This is a genomic window from Nostoc sp. KVJ3 (genome assembly GCF_026127265.1).
In the GTDB taxonomy this organism is placed as follows: domain Bacteria; phylum Cyanobacteriota; class Cyanobacteriia; order Cyanobacteriales; family Nostocaceae; genus Nostoc.
This window is the reverse complement of sequence record NZ_WWFG01000003.1, coordinates 162505-180859: the sequence shown is the minus strand read 5'-3', so window position 1 is coordinate 180859 and position 18355 is coordinate 162505. Positions and strand designations below refer to the sequence as shown.

The following is an 18355-nucleotide window of genomic DNA, read 5'->3' as shown; positions in this document are numbered from 1 at the left end:
TTAACCAGTCAACTTAATCACGCCTTGACTGACTAAATGTTCAAGCTGAGAATGGTGCTGTGTTTGCTCCCGTAGCAACTTGAGTTGCTCGTAAGTGAGAATGTGTAATCCAGGACGGACAACATAACCTTGAACGGTAATGCTTTGTGGCTGCTGGCTATCGGTACGGTTGTAGGAAATTGAAGGCATATTTACAATTATGTAAGTTAGAACTGATTAGTAGAAGAAAGTTTAATTCTTCATTCTCTTACAGCTTCACACAATTTCCTGTTAAAAGTGATTATATAATCAGTCAAAGCCAAAGTATGCATGAGATTCTCAATAAAAGCGCTCCATGCCATGCAGGTTCTGTAAATAAAGAGAAGCAAAAGATTAAGTTACGATAGATTTATACAACAAAGCTGTCAATAGTCGGTATGACTAATACTCTATAGATTTGTAATACATGGGAGTCAAACGTTATCGCAATTCCAAAACAACTAATAAACTCGCAAATCAAGTCACCCCAAGTTTTCTTGATTGACCATGAGAATAATAATCGTGGTTTGACCGATACCAATGAAGCATTACAGCTAGCCGAAAGCCTAGAGTTAGACCTAGTATTAGTGTCTGAAGGAAAAGAGGCTCCAGTTGCAAAAATTCTGAATTATGGCAAGCTTCAGTATCAAAAGAAAAAGCGTCAGGCACAAAGTGCTAGACCAGTAGTAAAAGAAGTTCGGTTTGGTTTGAATATAGGTGTAGCTGATTATAAGTTACGTATTGAACAAGCAGTTGGGTGGTTGAGTAAAGGCGATTCGGTGAAGTTTGCCGTTCGTTTACGAGGTCGGGAACATCAATATCGTGAGCAAGCTGGAGAACTATTAGATCGGGTTGTAACTGATCTCAACTCTGTAGGAAAAGTTCAATCACTTGATAAGCGTTCACTAATTGCTTTAATCATTCCTGCCTAAATTAGTTTTTAAGAGATATCTTAACTCTCGAAGTGCGATCGCTCTTGACTGCTTCTTGGCGAGTAACGTTACTGTAATTAAACACTTTTAGTGTAAGTATACTGCACAAACAGTATTTTATCGGTGCTTTTTTTATTTGAAGGATCTCTTTTAAATTTCTTTTATAAATAGCTTCTCAGTAATGGGAATATAAATTACAAATTCTGTTCCTTTTCCTAAAACAGAATTAACTTCAATTCTACCCCCATGTATTTCTTCCACAATTTGTTGTGAGATCGCTAGTCCTAGCCCTGTGCCTTTTCCCACTCCTTTTGTAGTAAATAAATGGTCAAATATGCGTGCTTTTACATCTTCGTTTATTCCTGTGCCATTATCAGCAATTGATATTTTTAAGGTATGATTTTCAATGATAGCTCTCACTCTAATTTTATGTGGATTTAGCTTAAAATGCTCAAAGCTCCGTCCTCTACTTGACTCATCTAAAGCATCAATAGCATTAGCTAAAATATTCATAAATACCTGATTTAATTGTCCTGGGAAACACTCGATTGGCTGTAAATTTTCGTATTCAGTTACAACTATAATTTCTGGACGTTGCTCATTCGCTTTCAGGCGATGTTTGAGAATTAAAATTGTACTATCAATGCCTTCATTGATGTTAAATGGCACTTTATAATCTTTATCGCCCCGAGAGAAAGTTCTTAAGCTGGTGCTGATATTTTTTAATCTCTCAGAAGCGATAAGCATTGCGTCAACCATGTTTGGCATATCTTCTAAGCTATAGTCTAAATCAATTTCTTCAGCATGGTCGATAATTTCTACTTCCGGATTCGGTAGAGCTTTTTGATATAATTTTAGGTGTTCAGTGATATCAGCCAAGATAGGTTTAGCTTGTTGGAGACTAGTTGAAATAAAGCCGAGGGGATTGTTCATTTCGTGAGCTACTCCAGCAACTAAGTTACCTAGTGCAGACATTTTTTCATGTTGTATCATTTGCAGTTGGGCTTGTTGCAGTTCTTGCAGAGCATTTTCCAGTTCTTGAGATTTATGCTTAACAGCAGCTTCACCAAGTTTGTGTTCACGAAGTGCAGCTTGCTGTTCGCTAATATCAATTAGAATTCCATCCCATACCATTTCACCATCCTCGCCGCGTTCTGGCTGAGAAGCAGCTTTTACCCATTTGATATTCCCATTGGGTGTAACAATGCGCCACTCATGCTGAAATGGGGTAAGATTTTGTGCTGACTCAACAACTGCCCGAAATGCCTCTGCTCCATCGTCGGGATGTTCAAAATCACGCAGGCTACATTTCCCTGACAGGAAATCTTCTGCTGGGACTTCGTAAAGAGTTTGACACCCAGAACTGACGTAGGGTACAGAAGTTGAACCATCGGCTTTAATTCTGATCTGATAAATCATGCCAGGAACATTATCTGCTAGTTTCTGAAAGCGGGCTTCACTGAGCCGTAATTTTTCTAGAGATTGTTCTAACTGTTGAGTATAAATTTGTGCATCTTCATAAAGACGGGCATTTTCTAGAGAAATGGCTGCTTGGGTACAAAGAAAGTTGAGAATGAGGATACGATCGCTTGTAAATACACTACTAGTAAAACGATTCTTTAAATACAAAATCCCAACTAAGCGTCCTTGATTGAGAATTGGCAAGCACAACAAACTTTTTGGTTGTCGTTGACTTAAATACTCATCAATTACAGGTAAATTGGTTTTGAGTTCGTCAATCATCACAATTTCCTCGGTGTTTTTGACGTACTGGATCAACTTAATTGGTAAGTTGGGGTTGCCCTCTAAAGGTTCGGCACAAAGTTCTGTGGTTTCGGGTGTAGCAATGGCTCTTACCAACCATTTTCCTTGAGTATTAGGTAGGATTAAGGCACAACGCTCGCCCCCAGAATGTTGCAGAATAATTTGTGTTAATCTGTGCAGTAGTTCGTCCAGTTGAATCGTGCCGGAAATGGCTTGGGAGGCTTTGAGGATAGCAGCAAAATCAAAGCTACTAATGTCAGTGCTAGAAGAACGACCCAAAAGAGTGGAATTATGAGCCGACGAGAGCGGGTGACTAACGCTGCTCGATATTGTTTCCAGGATATGCAGTGATTGTATTCTCTGCTGGAGAATAACGTGTACTAAATCGGGATAGCGGTTTTCCAAATCCTCGGTTTTGGCTTTTGCGCCCCAACGAGCGTAACAGTAGTAAGCCTCCTGCATATAGCCTGCTGCCACCTTCTGTTTGCCCCAACTTAGATAAAATTTAGCGGCCAGTTCATTGCTGAGTGCTTCATCTTGTAGATAACCATGCGTTTTGGCTTGGGCAATAGCTAAATCGTAATGTTCCATCGCCTCAGTAAATTGACCAAGCACTCGATAGCGTTCTGCTGTTACAAGTTGCCAACGATGTTGATGATTGAATGGGGCAGGAATAGCCCAAATTTGTAGTTTTTCTTGATGGGTATTGATTCGCTCTAAAATGGCTGATTGTTCTTGGGCATTAACATCGGTGTATCGTGCTAAATGAATTAAAGCATCATAAAAAACTCGGACAACTACGACGAAATAGCCAATTACAGCATTACTGTACTGTTCTGCTAAGGCTGCTTGTTGTGAGGCTGCTTCGTATTCTCCGAACAAATAACAGAGAACAGCTTGATTAAGATGAACATAGAATAACCCCGTGCGATTACTGGCAGATTGCAAGCTAGGCAAAACTCCGGCGACATTGAACACTTTGCCCTGTAAACAATAAGGAACTTCCGCTTGTCCTAATAAATTGAGAATCGCTTGCTGGTAACACTCTAGATATTTTAACGTTGCTTCTTGTTTTACCTGGCTGATGACTTGCTGATAAGTCTCCATTTCCTCAGCCAAATCATTTAATTCTCGACCACTCCAATAACTATACTGACTATATGCCACTAAGTTCAACGCCACGCATTCCCAATCTCCAGTTTCTAAGCCGCTGTGATAAGCTTCTAGCAAATATGGGATACTGTGATTTAATGGTTCCTTCCAGTGCCGAATAAAGCTGTTGACAATAAAGTAAGCCCTGCTTTTAAAAGCTTTAATCTGCTGTTGTTCTAGTAATTTTAATGAAAGTTGTCCAAACTCATACCCAGCATCAATATCTTCCATAACACCACAGAGAATCAATCCGTAGTCTGCATAGGAAAAAATGGCAATAGGTGAATTTCCATACTGAATAGACACCTCCACTTGCTTGAAGATAAGTAGTGGTAAAAGTAGAGGAGCTGCAATATGTGCAGAAGGCACTAGTTTTGTCAGGATTTGCATGGCTGCAAGTTGATGCGGATCGCTCATTATAGGTAAATCCAGCAAGCTTAAGGGTGCGCGTCCCATCCACAGTTGCCTTGTCTGTTCGGCAGCTGCGCTAATATCTGCTATATTTACCTGTTCGGGAAATTCCACGCCGAGTAATTTCAGCACTTGCAACCCAGTTCCAACTACTTTGGCAAATTGACCTTGAGACCGAAATGCCGTCATTCGGATTTCATAGATTTTGATAGTATCAAGCAAAGAAGTAGCAGATTGCAATACAATGTCACCCCATCTTGCCAACTTGTCAAAGTCTGTATTGAGGCAGGCAGCTTCTAAACGCTTATTATGCAGATTCAGGGTTAATGTGTAATGTTCTGTCCAGGCATCAAAGGGCAGTAAGTCAATACCTTGGGTATAATATTTGACAGCAGCATTATAAGCGAGCGCAGCTTTGGCTTTGCGCCCCGCTAGCAAATTCAGTTGTGCTAACTCCAGTTTTTTGTCAAGCTGAGTTATCAAATCAATGCCTATATTCAAGTGATTGACAATATCAAAGATATTGTCTAGTTGAGTTGCAGGCGTGTTAGCGTGCAATAATTGACCGATCGCCAAATGAGTAGCTTGTTTTTGGTCTTCAGGAATTAAATAATAAGCAGCTTGTTGGACGCGATCGTGCAAAAAGCGATAAGCAACATTTTCGATATTGTTAGTATTAACTTCTTGCTCATGGCTGAGATAAAATTTATAAACTTGATTTTGCGGTAAAATCAATCCTTCTTGCAAAGCTTTCCACAAAGCATCTGCCACCTCCTGTGACGACTGTTGTGAAACAATTGCCAAAGTAGTTAAATCAAAAGAGTTACCAATACAAGCAGCTAACTTCAGGATATTTTGCGTTTGCTGAGGCAATTTTTGTAACTGAGTAGCCATAAATTCCACCACATCATCAGTCACAGATAGCGCATTGACTTGAGCAAAATCGCATTCCCAGTAACCTTGCTCATGATTAAATTTAATTTGTTTATCTTCGTATAAAGCCTTGAGAAACTGCGTGGTAAAAAAGGGATTGCCTTTAGTTTTGCGATTGATTAATTCTGTTAGAGGGCGCGATATCTGTGTCGTACAATGTAAAGTATCAGCCACTAACTGATTAGTATCATTCAAGTCAAGGGGGCAAGAGTAATAATATTAACAGTCTTGCCAGCCTTCTTGAGTTCTTCCACCTTCAACATAGATGGATGTGCGGCTGACACTTCATTATCTCGATAAGCACCTAAGAAAAGAAGATATTTTTGATTTTCCATCAGCAGTTTAATTAACTGTAGCGAAGCTAAATCTGCCCACTGTAAATCATCCAGAAACATTACCAGTGGATGTTCGCTTGTGGTAAAGACAGCAATAAACTTTTGAAAGAGTAAATTAAACCGATTTTGTACCGCCGTTCCCGATAGTTCTGGTGCAAGTGGTTGTTTACCAATTACCTGTTCTAATTCTGGAATTACTTCAATCAAAACTTGTCCATTCTCTCCAAGAACTTGAAGAATTTGATTGCGCCAGTGTACCAATTGTGCATCTGATTCTGACAAGAGTTGCGTCATTAAGTCGCGTAAAGCTTGCACAAAGCCGGATAAGGGAATATTACGATTGAATTGGTCAAACTTACCTTTGATAAAATAACCCTGCTGACGGGTAATTGGTTTGTGAACTTCATTCACGACAGCAGTTTTCCCAATCCCCGAAAATCCCGCTACTAGCATGATTTCTGATGTGCCGTGAGCCACACGCTCAAATGCTTGTAATAAGCTAGCTACTTCTGCTTTTCTGCCATATAATTTTTCTGGGATGAGGAAGCGAGCGCAGACATCCGACTGACCGATTTCAAAATCTCTAATTTTTCCTGTATCTTGGATTTGGGCTAAACAAAGTTCTAAATCATGCTTTAATCCCAAGGCACTTTGATATCTATCTTCGGCGTTTTTTGCCATTAACTTCATGACAATATTCCATAAAACCTTTGGTATTTCTTTGCTTCTGGCTTCTAGCTGCGATGGCATTTTTGCCAGATGGCAATGTACCAATTCCATCGGATCATCACAATTAAATGGTAACTTTCCAGTTAATATTTCATAGAATGTTACACCCAGAGAATAATAATCGCTGCGGTAGTCGATACCACGGTTCATTCTGCCTGTTTGTTCTGGGGAAATATAGGCGAGAGTTCCTTCTAAAACATTTGGATTTTTAATTTCTTGGGTTTCTTTAGGTAATAACGAAGCAATACTAAAGTCAATGAGTTGAATTTGTCTTGTCTGGGGATAAATCAGAATATTTGCTGGTTTAATATCTTTATGAATAATGCGACTTTCGTGTAAATCGTGGATAATACGGGCTAGTTGAATAGCAATATTTAAAAATTCTATTAAGGATAAACTTGAGTTTTTAATGTATTCTCTTAAAGAAATTTCTCCGATATCTGCCATCACCAAAATATAGCTATTGCCATAGGTTTCTAGCGATAAAGGATGAATAATTCCAGCAATGTTGAGATTTTTACTGATTGTATACTGATGGCGAAATTGTAGTAATTCGTTAAAGCTGGGATACTCTAAGGTCAGAAATTTAATAACGACTGGAAGTTGGTCTGATTGGCGGATAGCTTGATATACGTTGGTTCTGGAGCCAGCGTACAGTTGAGAGTTAATTTGATATCCTGGAATGATGGGATAGAGTTCACAGTCGCCATCTCTACATACCTTATGACAGAATTTGTTTTCCTTACTGACATTAGTATTCCCATCAACTTGATGTTGTATAACGCTATCGAGAGGAATTGATGATTGTTTTCGGGAAAACCAATACTTTTTGGTCAGAAGCAAATCATAGCCGCAATGAATTAACTCAAATTATTCAGGGAGGTGGAGAGTGAAAAAGGAGTACGATCCTCCCTATCAGTAATTCATGCGCTCGACGACAGTGGGCGTTTACACCGAGATCAAAGACGCAAAAAAGTCCCTCATAACAATTCGCTGCTTTTCCCAATTCGCAATGCCAGAAATTTATACTAAGTTGAAGTCAAAGATATTAACTTCAGTAGATCGAAAAAATTTCTAGAAGCCTTACCAATTGCTCATTTGAGCCAGTGTATAGAATTCGCTGGAATCCTCTTATAATCTGCTGTTCGAGTAATCCTGTTGTGAATTAACTCTGCTGCGATGGCGTACCCGCCCTTTCCGGTGGCGATCGCAAATGAACGCTTGTGTTAGTCCCAAACATCGGCTAAAATCCTTATTATTCCGCCAACTTACCAAAGTTTTCGATCTACTGAAAGTCGCTACAGCAGTAGCCGTGCATTGTTAATTTTCGTATGCTGCTTGATTGTTATTCATTTTCCCCTTTCATAACTAGGGATAGTAATGCTAGATTTTCTGCAATACTTCAGAGTGATTTATGAACAAAGGCGAATTAGTGGATGCTGTAGCAGCAAAGACCAACATCACGAAAAAGCAAGCTGATGAAGTCATAAGTGCTTTTTTGTCAGTTGTTACCGAAGCTGTAGCCAATGGGGATAAAGTAACGCTCATTGGTTTTGGGTCATTTGAGCGACGCGATCGCTCAGAGCGCGAGGGGCGTAATCCGAAAACCAATGAGCCAATGACTATTCCAGCGACCAAAGTACCTGCATTTTCTGCTGGTAAACAGTTTAAAGAAAAAGTAGCGCCATAGATTAATTGCTTTACCACTGGCAATCCAATCACTGCAAAGCCACAATCGATTAATTCAAGTATCGAATCGACTATGAAACTTTGACTGCTTCTTAGGGAGTAACGTTACTACAATTCTGGTATTACTCCCGTACCAACAAATCTGTTTCTGTTAAAATCGCGTCTTCCAGCACGTAAATTTTGAGGCAGTGCCATGTGTGCAAAGGGATTTGGACAACCCCAACCCACCAAAATCGATAAACTTGTTGAATCTGCGGTGCGTTATTGCCAACAACGCAGTCCAGAAGCCTTAGACCAAATTTTTGACAACCTGCCTGTTAAGCTGAACCAACGAGTAGTAACGGGGATTTTGGCAGCATTGCAGAAAGATATTGACACTTTAAGTTGGTTTTGCGGCTATATGGCATCAGAAATCAACCGCAGTGAGGACAACCAAAAGCCTCATCATCCCATCGCCGAACTTAGCAAAACTCTTATTACATTGGGGATGGAACCGTTTACTGATTTTATGCCTTATCCTGGTTGCCGCCTCGTCATACTCAATTCGGAAAAATTTGAATCATTGCCAAAGTCAGTTCAAACCATAGTGCAGCAAGCTTTTGATATTAGAGAAAGTAGTGGGACAGAGGCACAAAGGATAAATGATGCGTTGCTACAAGAGTTAATGGTTCAGGAGTAAAAAATTGGAATGTGAAAGAGTACCTGCACGCCAACTCTTGAAGACGCTTTGCTCCCGCAATATCCACGTTCGCGGAGCGTGCCGTAGGCAAGTGGTACGGTATAAAGCATGAGTGAGCCACCCTACCCAAAAGGCTGCCCCCATTGTTCTCCATTATCTTTGATTAAATGGCGACACCGAATAGCCCGTCGCAGGCATCGCCACTTCCAAATTAAACTCAATTCCAACTCCTGCCGTGCGATCGCTGTGTTGATTTTGGGCATTTTAAAATAGCGTTTCCTAAATACAGCTATGTTTAAAGGATTTGGTCGTAGTAAGAAAAAACCAGTTCTTGAGGAAAATGAACTGACTACAGGTATTGTGCAGCATCCTATTACAAAACTTTGGCAGACTTGGATTTCATTTACCGGCCACGATATTCAGTGCATTACTGCACATAATCAGCGAGAGGATGCTAATAAAATAGCTAAACAGATTGCTGATGCTTGGAGTGAAGGGAAATATAAAACTGGGGAAGAGGTGACAGCTTTTATTACATCTCTGCCGACTGATGCTGTCATAGACCCATTGCCCCAAAATATTGTGATGCAACTGAGCAAGCAGGCATTAAGCGCAAGAAAGTAAGAAAGAGTGATGGCTTTACAGAGTGCGTTCAATTGCTGCCAAATTGGGCATTTTAAGGAAGACCGTGGGTTTAGGAATCTGGATCGATGCAGTTGAGATGCTCACAGCCAAAAGCTTGAGTCATCATTGCAGCTAGCTGTTGAGAAACTTGTCCATCAAAGTTGAGTTTGAGCATGATTTGGTCATAGGTTTGTCCCTGGGTTATCTGCTTTGCTATTTGCTCAAACTCTACCCAAGTCAAATCACTCTCAACAAATGCTTTCGCAAGAGTAATTACAAGCTCCTCATAATCATTGTCTTCCAGTTTTGTCATCATTCGGTGTTCAATGTGAAGCGAATCATCGAAACAGTAATACCAGGATTTCGGTTGCTGTTTAACTACCTTTCGGAAAAAATCTTGTTGTTTGGAAAGGTTAACAGCGCGATCTGCTTCACTACATACCATTAAAATAGGAGCGGAAACACAGCCTTGAGCCTTTTCTGAAACTTCCTTTGCTAACTGAAGAAATATCCGTAATGCCTTGAGACAAAAACCTTTATAACCAAAATTGCCAGATGCGTCTTTGTTAAACCATTCAAAGTAAATTGGTAGGATTTTGATAAGTTGATCTAATAGTGAGTAACGGCTAGCTAAATAAGGGGTGAATAATAAAGTGCTGGCAATCTCCTGGGGATGCTCTAAAGCTAACCAAGCAGCTAAAGTTCCACCTGTTGACAATCCACCAATTACAACTTGTTGGCCTAGTGTTTTTGCAATCTGCAACCATTTGAGAAGAAATTGTTGATATATCTGAATATCTGTTGGGAGTGGTGGGGGATTTTTACAACTCCAGTTTCCTGAGCGTCCATGACCGGGCTGTAAAGGAATTAGAACGTTATGTCCCTTGTTAAAGAAGGCTTGACCAAGCGGCTCAAACTGGTAGGGGCCTGCTGTAAAACCATGCAAAAACAAAAAAACTTTTGACGTGAAGTAAGGATGAATTAAAAATTTGGAGCGACAGGCTTCATTTTTCAGACCTAGTGTGGACTCTAATTGGTGAACTTGCTCCAGGATTTCTGCTGTATTTTGAATGCCAACTTTCATTTATTACTTATTGTGTTCACATATATAGTTCACTTTATTGATTAAGTAGTTACTTCAAATCTAGCAGAGGACATATTCTTAAGTTAGTCTGTCAGAAGCGAGAAACATTTTTTATTATTGATGAGTATTCACTCTAAACGCTCCCTCTGGTTGCCATAGCTCATCCAGCCCCTAACTTGATAGTTCGCAAAACCAGCATTTCTATTTAGTTAAAAGGCTGTCCCCACAGTTCCCAATTCTCCTTGTTAAAAGGACTTCGCCACTTTAGAATCAACTTCAACTCCAACTGCTGCCGTGCGCGTCGGTCAACCGGAGCATCCCACCAAAACGCTGCATTCACAGCCGTCGTCAACCCATACCGAGAATGCAAATTCTGGTAACTTGCAATGTATTCTTTGCAGTCATGAATACCTTTCCACCGCTTATTACTGCGGCAAGTTTCCCCAACATATAGCACTAACCCAACTGCTGAATCCAAAATAAAATATAGACAAGCATCGCCAGAGCTATCAGCAGGTTTTCTGTAGAAAGACATTGGGACAAGGTGTAGCTTCAGTGGGTCAATTGCGTTGGGATCGCAGTGGTTGGAAGTGAGGTCGAACAGTGTAGTCTGCTGTAATGGTTGGCTTTCTCGCTGCCGTTGCTGATGAGTCAGTATGCGCGATTTCCATTCTTGTAAAGCATCAGCACTCATCAGCAGAGTGTCTGTTTTACTACCATAGCTAGGTGTAATTGTATTGTTGTCAAAGAGATTGAGTTGTTGGGGTTCCAAAGATGTTTGTTGAGTGCAACCAGAGTCATGATAAAGTATTCCAACACAGAGATGACAGTGGCGATCGCTCAGACTAGGGGCTAATTGATTAAGAACTCAATAAACCAGACATATTTAAAACTCGTTCTGACCAATTAGAAGCAACATCAGCTATGCTTAACCTTTGGCTTGATTGCTCCTTGATGGTATCCCAATTGCGTTGCCAATCTTGTAACAAGTCTTGAAGTTGGTTTAATTCGACATTATAGATTTCACTGTTTTGCTGTATTAAAGACAAATACAACAAACTTTCGTGTAACAATACTGGAATAACTTGGTTACAACCGCTACTTTGTACCCAAGACTTCAAGTGTGCCAGACTTGATGCTAATTCACCCAATTGCTGTGGTTGGGTTAGATGTAAAAAACTAGCTTCAATCGCACTCCAGTTGGGCATCAAAATCCTCCTAGCAACTGCTGGATAAAAAATAATTTTGCGTTGAAGCATCGATTGAAAGAGTTAGTGGTATATTAGTACAAAAGAACTATCAAACCAGGTTCAACAGCTTCAAACTGCAATAGTTATTAATATTTTGTACTTCCAAATTGAGGAATGCTATGGCAGATTCTAATTCCCTATTTTCTTTGTATGAAGAATTAGTACAAGATCATTCCAGCCAATTCGATCCACAAATTGCTTCTTTGCAAGAGTTGGTCATTACACGAATGCAAGAAATTCGTGACGCAGAACAGAGCTTAGTAGAAACACAAGCAATAGAACTTAAACGGATCACTGATGCTCTGGCTACTGATGCTCGTTGCTTGTTGCCAATGCCAGGATTAAGAGCATTTGTACAAGAGTTAAAACAGACTAAAAGTAATAATTGGTATACGCGCAAATCAGAATTTAGTATTGCAGAAGATCCAACTACTTGGTTATTGGCGATGCTCAAACTACCGATAGGTTTGAGCAACTACCAAACTCACGAAGACCTGAATGGTTATGATGACGAACGTAACTTTATCGGGTATAGCTATACTCTGTCTCTAAAATTAGGTTCAATTGAGCATTCGATCAATGAAATACCATTAAAACGCATATATAACGTGAACGAGTGTAGTGAAACTTCTATAAAAGGGCAAATTGAGGACTACATTTATGGTGACGTAAAATATTTACTTAGAGATATGGAATATCCAGAGTCACAAAAACAGCAATTAGCGGCTGAAATCAGCACATTAGTAGGTTACTCCCTCAAAATATTCGCACTTAAACCTAGAAGAGCTATTTTTAATTATTCATCCATAGAGGAAGACTAATGCAATTGTATTTGAGCTTGTCAGCCTATGGTGGAGTTTCAACCCGTGAAGCATTAACAATATTTTGGAATGCAGGAATCCGGTATGTTGAGCTAGCAATTGGGCCTCGACCTGATACTGATTCAGCGCAAGCAGTAGAGGATTTTAGACAACAGGGAATGCTCTATCGAGCGCATCATGCTTTTGTTTGCAGCGCACGCCATTATCCTTTCAATCTAGCTCAACCTCAAGATTGGAAATATTTTGAACGATTGGCAGATTATCTAGCTAGTATAGATGTTACCGCTTATTCAGTACATGGAGGAAACTTTTGTAAAACCACTGAACGCGTTTTAGCATACACAACATTTGTAGAAAATATTCATCGTCTTCATCGGGTTTGTCTAACGCGAGGTATTGCTTTGGGTGTAGAAACAATGTATCCTACACTCACAAATAGCACTGTTGAGAACCTTTTGGATAATGCTTCAGAACTTGCTCAATTTTGCCAAGATGTTCCCCAGGTCAAGATAGTTGTGGACTTGGCCCATCTCAACATTTGGCGTGACAAAACCGAAATACTGTTGAATGAATGGTTGGGACTTCCACCAGAGAAACTTTTAGAAATTCACATTTCAGACAATGATGGACGGCAAGATATACATTCGCGGATTACGGCCAATACTTGGTGGTTATCTCAGATTACTAATTTTCCAAAGGGAATTCCCTTGGTGTTAGAGAGCCGATTAAATCGATTGCCTGTTTCAGTAGTGCAGCAAGAGTACGACCGGATCGCTGCTTTAACTTTCCGATAGTTAACTGATAATAGTTTGTAACAAACCACTTATATTCTGTGATTGCCAAGGCCAAAGCCCTAGTAACCGAAATCTTTTAAGTGCTGCTTGATATGACTGCTTACTATTATATCCTTCCTCAATATACTGGTTATTGTAATAACCGTAAACTATCAAGCTTGCATCAATTGCTTTCAAAAATGGTTCGGGTGCAGTTACAGAATTTAAACTTTTAAAAGACTCACTAATATATCTATGTATATAGTCGAGAAAATTATTAATTTCTTGGCGTGTAAACTCTGATTCAAATACTTCATTCTGGATTGGAGGTATGTCTGATTCATCTTCAAATACTTTATATATTCGATAATATATCCAGCCTTTAGCATCAAAAATATGCAATAAATAGAAAAAATTTCCTATTGTTTTATTAATAGTTAGTAATAATGGGAAGCTAAAAGAGCCTTTGCAACTATCAAATGAATCACTGCTATTTCCAAAAAGCCAAGTTAACGTGATAAACGACTGTGCTAGGTTCAAATTGTCTTGGCTTTTATTTTCAGACAAGTAAATATTCTTGAAGAATGAATCTTCATCTTTAATAAAAAAACTATTTTTTTGAAGCTTTCTATATTCATAGTCATCTAATCTCCACAATTCATATTTAATTGCTTCTAATTCAAACTCGAATTTGATTCGCTCTTTAATTTGTCTAACTACTTGCTTCATGTGTTTTGAATCAATTTAGTAGGAATTATATAGTATAAATGTACTATTGTACCGTTTAAATTTATTTTTTCCGACAGAACTCATGAAAATCCCGTTAATGACACTCGCCACTGCTCTAGGCAATCGTTCATTTCATAAAAGATGGTAGTATTTGAGAGTATTTATCGTGGCGTTTAAGATGGCAATAGAAATGTATCCATCATCCTTTCGTTGCGATTGTGGACATGAATCGTATTTCTTTGAAAATACGATTAGGGATTAACCTGCTGCCACCATGAATCAGTGGGGTTTTCCTGTCCGCCCATATCCTCATTACTGGGGAGTGATGTTGTGTCAGTAATTGGTGTTGGTACATTTATATTACTACTGACTGACACCAACTCCCGACTTAACCACTGCTTGAAAATACAATCACGCCCATCGTTAGGAGTAACAAATTTATAAACACACTCCCGCTTCCCCCTCGGCCCTAACCGCCCAATGTATGACAGCCGCAGATCAATCTTGTCCAGCAATTTCTGAGCGATCGCAATGGAAGTCAGTTTTTCCGAAATAGTCACGTTCAGGTAATTCTTGATCAAGAACCGATGCTGTAGTGCGATCGCCTTAAATTTCTGCATTCTCTGATCAGAACCTCGTAACTTCTCCCCAGGCGTAAGCAACTGCAACAGATTAAGGCTTTCCAAGAACAGCACCGACGACAACATCTGCCCCTTGTTAAAATCTGGCTTCCAAATAGCATTCTCCCCAGCCTCAGCCTGTGCCTTTGCCCGTTTGCTGTCCCGACTGGTCAAAAACTCCCGCCCCACAGTGAGATAATAGTGCAACCGCAGTTGGGGATACCAGCCGTTATCATCCTTTTCGACTAATTCGGGTGTCGCTTCAACTTCGTAACGTCGGGACAATTCACCCTTACGCTGTTGGTATCTTTCTTCTTTCGTTTTTACCCGCTTCTCTTGCAGCTTCTTCAGCTCGTCATCTGACACATCTTCAGATTTAGAAACCCCCAGGCATTCACTCCTATACAATTCTTTGGATGCTGCTTTCACTTCTTTGACGACTTCCTTGGTTTCGTCGGGGTCAGAATCATCAGCATCAATAAGGGTGTACCCATCACTTTCCAAACCCTTCAGCACAAATTCACGATAACGGCGCATCTCGACGTTGATAACAGCCCCACGCTTGGCCCAGGTTTGTAAAGATTCAGGTTGAAAGTTCTGATCAATGAATGAGTAATCATCATTATCCGAAGCTGACAACAGAGCGATATTGGCTTGTGTTGCGATATCCTGACTTCGCAATAATCCACCCATAGAAGTTGAACCATTGCCCACAGTCCCCATTCCGTACTGACTCACCCAAATGTGACGGTCAACAGTTTCCCGTAACCGTGCCAACATCTGCCGTACAGAGTCCACAGGCTGAACTCCCTGGAATATTCCCCAGACTGAACTAAAATGACCTCGAATGTCGATAGACACCCCTGTTTCCAAGCTGGGTGAGGCTATTACTAAATCATATTGCGTGAGGATTTCGTTGAGATGGGCAATACACTCAAAAGCCCCATGTTTCGGGTCTAAAACAGAATGACTGTCAATTCTCAAAATTCGTAGATGTGGGAATTTCTGCTTAAACCGTTGTTCAAGGGCTTGCGTCCCCCATTTTGACTTTGCTTTTTGGGCAGAACAACATAATAAATGATGTCCCCCTTTTGCGATCGCCTTGTCTAACGCGGCAATCAAATTCTTGGGATTACTGCCGGAGTAGTTGTAGCACTTGCCAGAAACAGGCTGATAATTATTTACGATTACAAACGGGTTAACTTTATATTCTCCTGCCAGAGAAAGAATGTACTTGATATCGGTATCTGAGGCATCGGCAGAAGACAGATAGATTTTGCCGTGTTCGCTGCCCAAAATATTCTGTACCAACTGCTTGAAATTTCGCAGTATCGCTACCCGCCGCTTGGCCACATCTGTTGTAGAGTGGAGCAAATGCCAGAAAACTTGGTCGCACTCATCAATAATAATGACATCGTTTGACCAGTCGTTGGGGTTGAATCGCGCTTGACTATCTTTGTGCAACGAATCAACACACACGCCATACCCAAGCAAACCACCTGTGTCAGAGGTTTTAATCTCGCTGACATAATCAACGCCGAAGCGATCGCACAACGCCTCACCCAGTTGAATGCGGTGGGTGATGATGAGTACCTTACGCCCTTGGTCATGTGCTTTGGCTACTTCAGAGGACAGCCACTCGGTTTTGCCCGTGCCTTTGGGAGCTTTGAGGACAATCAGCTTTTCGCCTTCTGGTGCAATCAGCCCACTCAGGAATCGTTGGTTGAGTGCGATGGCTGGAGGATAAGTTAACAAGGTGAATAATTTGATTTCCCATAGCTCCAATGTTTCGGCGGTGTTGTACAGTGCATGAAAAGCATCACAGCCTTGGGCAACGACAAAATCATCAACTCCCTTTTCGGTTCCTGGTAGGTCAATCACTCGTAGCTGGCAACCAGAGTTTATGAGCAATCGCCCCATGCGAGTAATCGCTGTTCTTACTCTTTGAACAGTTTCGGGCTTAGTATCGTGGTCAAAGCAGATATTGACAAATCTACCGGATGTGGCAAAATGCGCCAAGTCTGGGATGAGCAAAGGTTTACCAATGGGGGGTACAACCGGGATACGTGCAAAATGGGACACGATGCAAAGTTTTGTTAATATACTTGCAATAATGCAAACTGTATGGGTTAGTTTTTCCCAAAACTCACTCTCTTGACGCAGAGTATAGTGTCTTCTCTTCAACTACCAGCAAAAACATGATTATTTTGTATAAAAACTCGTGCTAAATATCAGCATAATAATTTTAATCTTCATAGTAAAAAGCATTGTCAAAATATAAACTCTTAAGAATTTAAGTTAAACTTTTTAAAGCCTGACGTGCAACTTCTTCCGCCCTAGCAGACGTAACTTTTTGGTAACGTAGAGTTGTTTGAATATTCTCATGCCCCATCAGTGCCCGCAATTCCTCAATACCCATTAGCCCAACACGCTCAGTAGCAAAAGTATGCCGTAAATCGTGGATTCTGACTCCGACTAGCTCCGGATATATACTTATTAACTCTCGCCAATATTCATGCACAGTGCGATAGCTAATTCTACTAACAACTTTAGTCACTGGCTGTTGTGCTGTGAAGAGTGCATCTACGGTATTGTGGCGCTCATATAAGATAAATTTACTTAATGCCTCGGCAGCCCCATCACTAAAATAACAACAACGCCGTTTGTTACCTTTACCAAGTACTTGAAATTTATATAAGTCTTGGTTAACATCATCTATATTTAACGCTAAAAGCTCTGATATACGGCAACCTGAGCGATGTAGAAGATGCACTATAGCATTCATACGTAGGTCAGATTTAACAGAATAATAAAGGATATTTAACTGTTCAGGTGTTAAATATCTTACTACAGAATCAGTTTTATGTTCTCCCCTATCAGGATTTGGTTGACGCTGTTTTAAACCATTAATGGGATTAAACTTAATATAACCTTGCTCCACAGCGAAATTAAACAAACTTTGTAGTATTGCTTGGTACTTGCGATGAGTTGTATAGCTGCAATCATCCAAACTTCTTAAATACTCAATTAAAGTCTGCTTACCGATAATCTCAATCTCCCAAATACCGTATTCTCCAAGTATTGGTTTCAACACCAATTCATAAGTACGTCTGGTACTTTTAGCTAAATCCGGGCGTGACAAAAACTCAGTAATAACAGTGGCTAAAGTAACAGTCAATTTCTCTCCAATTTATGTAATTTCTATCGAGACAAACAATCATTATTTAATATATCTTTTTTAGAATAATAATGATGATTCTTGATGGATACTTTGAAGACACCCATGCCACAGGAACCGATTGGCGACTACATTAAGCGGTTGCGTGTGGAATTAAAGATGAGTCAAAATCAGCTAGCTCATCAGGCTGGTATTCACCTGCATACATACGGAAAAATAGAACGGGGGATCACGACGAGATTAAATCACAAAACCCGTCGGGGGCTAGCTAGGGCTTTATCGATACCAATTGAGTACTTAGAAGGAATTTGTAGCGATGAGGAAATACAGCAACCATTTACCAGCATTAAATTTTGTCCCCAATGCTGGACTCCAGGGACACCCACAGAACCGATTTGGAACGATATCAGGTCATTGTACTGCTTTATGTGCGGGTTTGAGCTTGTTGCCCACTGTCTCAAATGTGGTAAATCAGTGACAACTTTCAAGCATTCCTACTGTCCTTATTGCGGCTTTTATTACAAAAATACGATTGTTGAAATTGGTAGTAACAGAGAGCATGCTTTGAGAAAAAACTCTCGAACCAAGAAAAAGTGAAGATTTTGTTTTATATCTATAAAAGCAATACCAGTAT

17 protein-coding genes are annotated in these 18355 nt (G+C 40.2%); 7 read left to right on the top strand and 10 right to left on the bottom strand.

Going from position 1 to position 18355, the window contains the following annotated elements; all coding sequences use genetic code 11:
- Entirely contained in the window at positions 1–189 is a 189-nt protein-coding gene (locus tag GTQ43_RS32090; protein WP_265276785.1) for a hypothetical protein, read from the bottom strand.
- Positions 190–434: 245 nt separating this feature from the next.
- Here GTQ43_RS32090 and infC point away from each other — a divergent pair, with 245 nt between their 5' ends.
- On the top strand, positions 435–950 hold the full coding sequence (gene infC / locus GTQ43_RS32085; RefSeq protein ID WP_265277021.1) for a translation initiation factor IF-3: 516 nt from the start codon (positions 435–437) through the stop codon (positions 948–950).
- Between the two features lie 150 nt (positions 951–1100).
- Here infC and GTQ43_RS32080 read toward each other — a convergent pair whose 3' ends face one another.
- Positions 1101–5405 carry an ATP-binding protein gene (locus GTQ43_RS32080; RefSeq protein ID WP_321162532.1) on the bottom strand — a complete coding sequence of 1435 codons (4305 nt, stop codon included), beginning with the start codon at positions 5403–5405 and terminating at the stop codon, positions 1101–1103.
- Positions 5402–7117, bottom strand: coding sequence for an ATP-binding protein (locus GTQ43_RS41550; RefSeq protein ID WP_321162531.1), 1716 nt, complete (start codon positions 7115–7117; stop codon positions 5402–5404). The genes GTQ43_RS32080 and GTQ43_RS41550 overlap by 4 nt, the downstream gene beginning before the upstream one ends.
- A 571-nt stretch (positions 7118–7688) precedes the next feature.
- Between GTQ43_RS41550 and GTQ43_RS32075 the strand changes: the two genes are divergently transcribed.
- A complete protein-coding gene (locus GTQ43_RS32075) occupies positions 7689–7964 on the top strand; it encodes an HU family DNA-binding protein (RefSeq protein WP_265276784.1) in 276 nt (91 codons plus the stop codon).
- 192 nt (positions 7965–8156) lie between these two features.
- Positions 8157–8642 carry a hypothetical protein gene (locus tag GTQ43_RS32070; RefSeq protein ID WP_265276782.1) on the top strand — a complete coding sequence of 162 codons (486 nt, stop codon included), beginning with the start codon at positions 8157–8159 and terminating at the stop codon, positions 8640–8642.
- Between the two features lie 122 nt (positions 8643–8764).
- On the opposite strand, the gene GTQ43_RS32065 is transcribed toward GTQ43_RS32070, so the two are convergent.
- Positions 8765–8905 (bottom strand): hypothetical protein, encoded by a 141-nt coding sequence (locus tag GTQ43_RS32065; protein WP_265276781.1) that lies wholly within the window; start codon positions 8903–8905, stop codon positions 8765–8767.
- A gap of 28 nt (positions 8906–8933) precedes the next feature.
- Between GTQ43_RS32065 and GTQ43_RS32060 the strand changes: the two genes are divergently transcribed.
- Positions 8934–9266, top strand: coding sequence for a hypothetical protein (locus GTQ43_RS32060; protein WP_265276779.1), 333 nt, complete (start codon positions 8934–8936; stop codon positions 9264–9266).
- Between the two features lie 70 nt (positions 9267–9336).
- On the opposite strand, the gene GTQ43_RS32055 is transcribed toward GTQ43_RS32060, so the two are convergent.
- The 3 genes from GTQ43_RS32055 to GTQ43_RS32045 form a co-directional block, all read right to left on the bottom strand.
- Entirely contained in the window at positions 9337–10350 is a 1014-nt protein-coding gene (locus GTQ43_RS32055; protein ID WP_265276778.1) for an alpha/beta hydrolase, read from the bottom strand.
- Positions 10351–10555: 205 nt separating this feature from the next.
- The gene (locus GTQ43_RS32050; RefSeq protein WP_265276776.1) at positions 10556–11122 is read right to left on the bottom strand and encodes a GIY-YIG nuclease family protein; all 567 of its coding nucleotides are present in this window, start codon (positions 11120–11122) and stop codon (positions 10556–10558) included.
- A gap of 88 nt (positions 11123–11210) precedes the next feature.
- The gene (locus GTQ43_RS32045; protein ID WP_265276775.1) at positions 11211–11558 is read right to left on the bottom strand and encodes a hypothetical protein; all 348 of its coding nucleotides are present in this window, start codon (positions 11556–11558) and stop codon (positions 11211–11213) included.
- Between the two features lie 161 nt (positions 11559–11719).
- Here GTQ43_RS32045 and GTQ43_RS32040 point away from each other — a divergent pair, with 161 nt between their 5' ends.
- Together GTQ43_RS32040 and GTQ43_RS32035 are read left to right on the top strand one after the other, a co-directional pair.
- Positions 11720–12421 (top strand): hypothetical protein, encoded by a 702-nt coding sequence (locus tag GTQ43_RS32040; protein WP_265276774.1) that lies wholly within the window; start codon positions 11720–11722, stop codon positions 12419–12421.
- Positions 12421–13215, top strand: coding sequence for a sugar phosphate isomerase/epimerase family protein (locus GTQ43_RS32035; protein WP_265276773.1), 795 nt, complete (start codon positions 12421–12423; stop codon positions 13213–13215). The genes GTQ43_RS32040 and GTQ43_RS32035 overlap by 1 nt, the downstream gene beginning before the upstream one ends.
- Here the strand turns inward: GTQ43_RS32035 and GTQ43_RS32030 are convergent, their stop codons facing one another.
- The 3 genes from GTQ43_RS32030 to GTQ43_RS32020 form a co-directional block, all read right to left on the bottom strand.
- The gene (locus GTQ43_RS32030) at positions 13216–13923 is read right to left on the bottom strand and encodes a hypothetical protein (RefSeq protein WP_265276772.1); all 708 of its coding nucleotides are present in this window, start codon (positions 13921–13923) and stop codon (positions 13216–13218) included.
- Between the two features lie 251 nt (positions 13924–14174).
- The gene (locus GTQ43_RS32025; protein WP_265276771.1) at positions 14175–16625 is read right to left on the bottom strand and encodes a plasmid replication protein, CyRepA1 family; all 2451 of its coding nucleotides are present in this window, start codon (positions 16623–16625) and stop codon (positions 14175–14177) included.
- A gap of 211 nt (positions 16626–16836) precedes the next feature.
- Positions 16837–17721: a tyrosine-type recombinase/integrase gene (locus tag GTQ43_RS32020; RefSeq protein WP_265276770.1), complete on the bottom strand. Its 885-nt coding sequence runs from the start codon at positions 17719–17721 to the stop codon at positions 16837–16839.
- Between the two features lie 84 nt (positions 17722–17805).
- Between GTQ43_RS32020 and GTQ43_RS32015 the strand changes: the two genes are divergently transcribed.
- Positions 17806–18318, top strand: coding sequence for a double zinc ribbon domain-containing protein (locus GTQ43_RS32015; protein WP_265276769.1), 513 nt, complete (start codon positions 17806–17808; stop codon positions 18316–18318).
- The last annotated feature ends 37 nt before the right edge of the window (positions 18319–18355 follow it).

Bases quoted from the DNA above. Each gene is read 5' to 3' on its own strand.
- GTQ43_RS32090 (WP_265276785.1), bottom strand. From the start codon at position 189: ATGCCTTCAATTTCCTACAACCGTACCGATAGCCAGCAGCCACAAAGC.
- GTQ43_RS32075 (WP_265276784.1), top strand. From the start codon at position 7,689: ATGAACAAAGGCGAATTAGTGGATGCTGTAGCAGCAAAGACCAACATC.
- GTQ43_RS32070 (WP_265276782.1), top strand. From the start codon at position 8,157: ATGTGTGCAAAGGGATTTGGACAACCCCAACCCACCAAAATCGATAAA.
- GTQ43_RS32065 (WP_265276781.1), bottom strand. From the start codon at position 8,905: ATGCCCAAAATCAACACAGCGATCGCACGGCAGGAGTTGGAATTGAGT.
- GTQ43_RS32060 (WP_265276779.1), top strand. From the start codon at position 8,934: ATGTTTAAAGGATTTGGTCGTAGTAAGAAAAAACCAGTTCTTGAGGAA.
- GTQ43_RS32055 (WP_265276778.1), bottom strand. From the start codon at position 10,350: ATGAAAGTTGGCATTCAAAATACAGCAGAAATCCTGGAGCAAGTTCAC.
- GTQ43_RS32045 (WP_265276775.1), bottom strand. From the start codon at position 11,558: ATGCCCAACTGGAGTGCGATTGAAGCTAGTTTTTTACATCTAACCCAA.
- GTQ43_RS32040 (WP_265276774.1), top strand. From the start codon at position 11,720: ATGGCAGATTCTAATTCCCTATTTTCTTTGTATGAAGAATTAGTACAA.
- GTQ43_RS32035 (WP_265276773.1), top strand. From the start codon at position 12,421: ATGCAATTGTATTTGAGCTTGTCAGCCTATGGTGGAGTTTCAACCCGT.
- GTQ43_RS32030 (WP_265276772.1), bottom strand. From the start codon at position 13,923: ATGAAGCAAGTAGTTAGACAAATTAAAGAGCGAATCAAATTCGAGTTT.
- GTQ43_RS32015 (WP_265276769.1), top strand. From the start codon at position 17,806: ATGGATACTTTGAAGACACCCATGCCACAGGAACCGATTGGCGACTAC.